This is a genomic window from Aquabacterium sp., from assembly GCF_004297345.1.
In the GTDB taxonomy this organism is placed as follows: Bacteria; Pseudomonadota; Gammaproteobacteria; order Burkholderiales; family Burkholderiaceae_C; genus Aquabacterium.
This window is the reverse complement of record NZ_SCTN01000058.1, coordinates 1-2595: the sequence shown is the minus strand read 5'-3', so window position 1 is coordinate 2595 and position 2595 is coordinate 1. Positions and strand designations below refer to the sequence as shown.

The following is a 2595-nucleotide window of genomic DNA, read 5'->3' as shown; positions in this document are numbered from 1 at the left end:
CAAGGTTCCGCTGGAAGAAACCGGCATGGCGCCCAAGGAAATCTGGTGCAACGAGAGCCAGGAGCGCTATGTGCTGGCCATCGCGCCCGAGTCGCTGCCCATATTCACCGAGATGGCCAACCGCGAGCGTTGCCCCTTCGGCGTGATCGGCGTGGCCACCGAGGCCTGCGAGCTGATTCTGGAAGACACGACCAAGCCCGAATCAGACAAGCCCGTGGACATGCCCATGGACGTGCTGCTGGGCAAGCCGCCCAAGATGCACCGCGACGTCAAGCGCGTGGTGTGGGACGGCGGCCAGGTGAACCTGACCGGCGTGGCACTGGACAAGGTTGCCTTCGACGTGATCCGCCACCCCACCGTGGCCAGCAAGCGCTTCCTGATCACCATCGGCGACCGCACCGTGGGTGGCCTGAATTCGCGCGACCAGATGGTTGGCCCATGGCAAGTGCCCGTGGCCGACGTGGCCGTGACCTTGGCCGACTTCAAGGGCTTTGCCGGCGAAGCCATGGCCATGGGTGAGCGCACACCGCTGGCTTCGGTCAACGGCCCTGCATCCGGCCGCATGGCCGTGGCCGAAGCCATCACCAACCTGCTGGCGGCGCCCATCGAGCTGCCCCGCGTGAAGCTGTCGGCCAACTGGATGGCCGCTTGCGGCGAAGCCGGTGAAGACGCCGCCCTGTACGACACGGTCAAGGCTTTGGGCATGGAGCTGTGCCCGACGCTGGGCGTGTCCATCCCCGTGGGCAAGGATTCGCTGTCCATGCGCACCAAGTGGAGCGACAAGGGCGAGACCAAGTCGGTGACCGCGCCTGTTTCCCTGATCGTGACGGCCTTTGCCTCGATCGCCGATGTGCGCAGCACGCTCACGCCGCAGCTGATCACCAGCGAAAACGGCCAACCCCTGGACACCAGCCTGATCCTGATCGACCTGGGTGAAGGCAAGAAGCGCATGGCCGGTTCGATGCTGGCTCAGGTGCTGGGTCAGTTCGGCAACGACGTGCCCGATTGCGACAACCCCGAGATGCTCAAGGCCACCGTGCTGGCCGTGAACGCACTGCGCGCCCAAGGCAAGCTGCTGGCCTATCACGACCGTGGTGACGGCGGTCTGTGGGCCACCGTGTGCGAAATGGCCTTTGCCGGCCACACGGGCGTGAGCATCAATGTGGACATGCTGGTCACCGAAGGCGACGGCATCACCGACAGCCTGGCCGATACGGGTGATTCGAAGAACTGGGCTGGCCAGGTGGGCGAGCGCCGCAACGAGCTGACGCTCAAGGCCTTGTTCAACGAAGAGCTGGGCGTGGTGCTGCAAGTGCGCACGGTTGACCGTGATGCCGTGATGCAGACCCTGCGCGAGCATGGTCTGAGCAAGCACAGCCACGTGATCGGCAAGCCGGTGCTGACAGACAATGCGAAGGACGACGTGCAGGTCTGGCGCGATGCCAAGCCTGTGTTCAGCGCCCCGCTGGAGCAATTGCACAAGACCTGGGACGACGTGAGCTGGCGCATTGCGCAACTGCGCGACAACCCCGCTTGCGCCGACAGCGAGCACGCCGCCATCGGCCTGCCCAATGACCCCGGCATGCACGTGGCGCTGAGCTTCGACCCGCTGGACAACGTGGCCGCGCCCTTCATCAACAAGTCGCGCCCCAAGGTGGCGATCCTGCGCGAGCAGGGCGTGAACTCGCACGTGGAAATGTCTTACGCCATGGCGCAAGGTGGCTTTGACACCTTCGACGTGCACATGAGCGATCTGCAAGCCGGCCGTGCGCGTCTGGACCAGTTCCAGGGCTTCATCGCCTGCGGCGGCTTCAGCTATGGCGACACCCTGGGTGCCGGCGAAGGCTGGGCGCGCTCGATCATGTTCAACCCGCACCTGGCTGAACAGTTCGCTGCCTTCTTTGGCCGCACGGACACCTTCGCGCTGGGCGTGTGCAATGGCTGTCAGATGTTGGCTGCACTGAGCCCCATCATCCCGGGCGCGCAGGATTGGCCCAAGTTCACGCACAACAAGAGCACCCGCTTTGAAGCCCGCCTGAGCCTGGTCGAAGTGCTGGAAAGCCCCTCGATCTTCTTCGAAGGCATGGCTGGCAGCCGCATGCCGATCGCCGTGTCACACGGTGAAGGTTTTGCCGACTTCTCGCAGCGTGGCAATGCCGCTCAGGTGCACAAGGCCATGCGCTTTGTGGACAACACCGGCGCGGCCACCGAGGTCTACCCGTTCAACCCGAACGGCTCGCCCGGCGGCCTGACCAGCGTGACCACGGCCGACGGCCGCTTCACGGCCATGATGCCTCACCCAGAGCGCGTGTTCCGCAACATCCAGATGAGCTGGACCAGCGGCGACAAGAGCGATGCCAGCCCTTGGCTGCGCATGTTCCGCAATGCGCGCAAGTGGGTGGCTTGATCGCCGTTCACGCAGCGGCGATGAAAGAAAGAAGGGGCTCCTCGGGGCCCCTTTTTCATGTGCTTCGCTGAGCTGATGGCAACTGGTAGATGGCTAGCGCAACTCGTCCAGGGTGAACCACAGCGCCTTGCGCGCCAACGGCGTGGCCGCAGGCAGATCGGGGTTGCGCAGGCTGATCACGATTCGTT

1 protein-coding gene is annotated in these 2595 nt (G+C 64.7%); it reads left to right on the top strand.

What is annotated here, in order from left to right:
* Positions 1–2407: phosphoribosylformylglycinamidine synthase (purL, locus tag EPO09_RS01790; protein ID WP_290639579.1), on the top strand; the 2407-nt coding region annotated here is incomplete at its 5' end.
* Positions 2408–2595 lie beyond the last annotated feature (188 nt).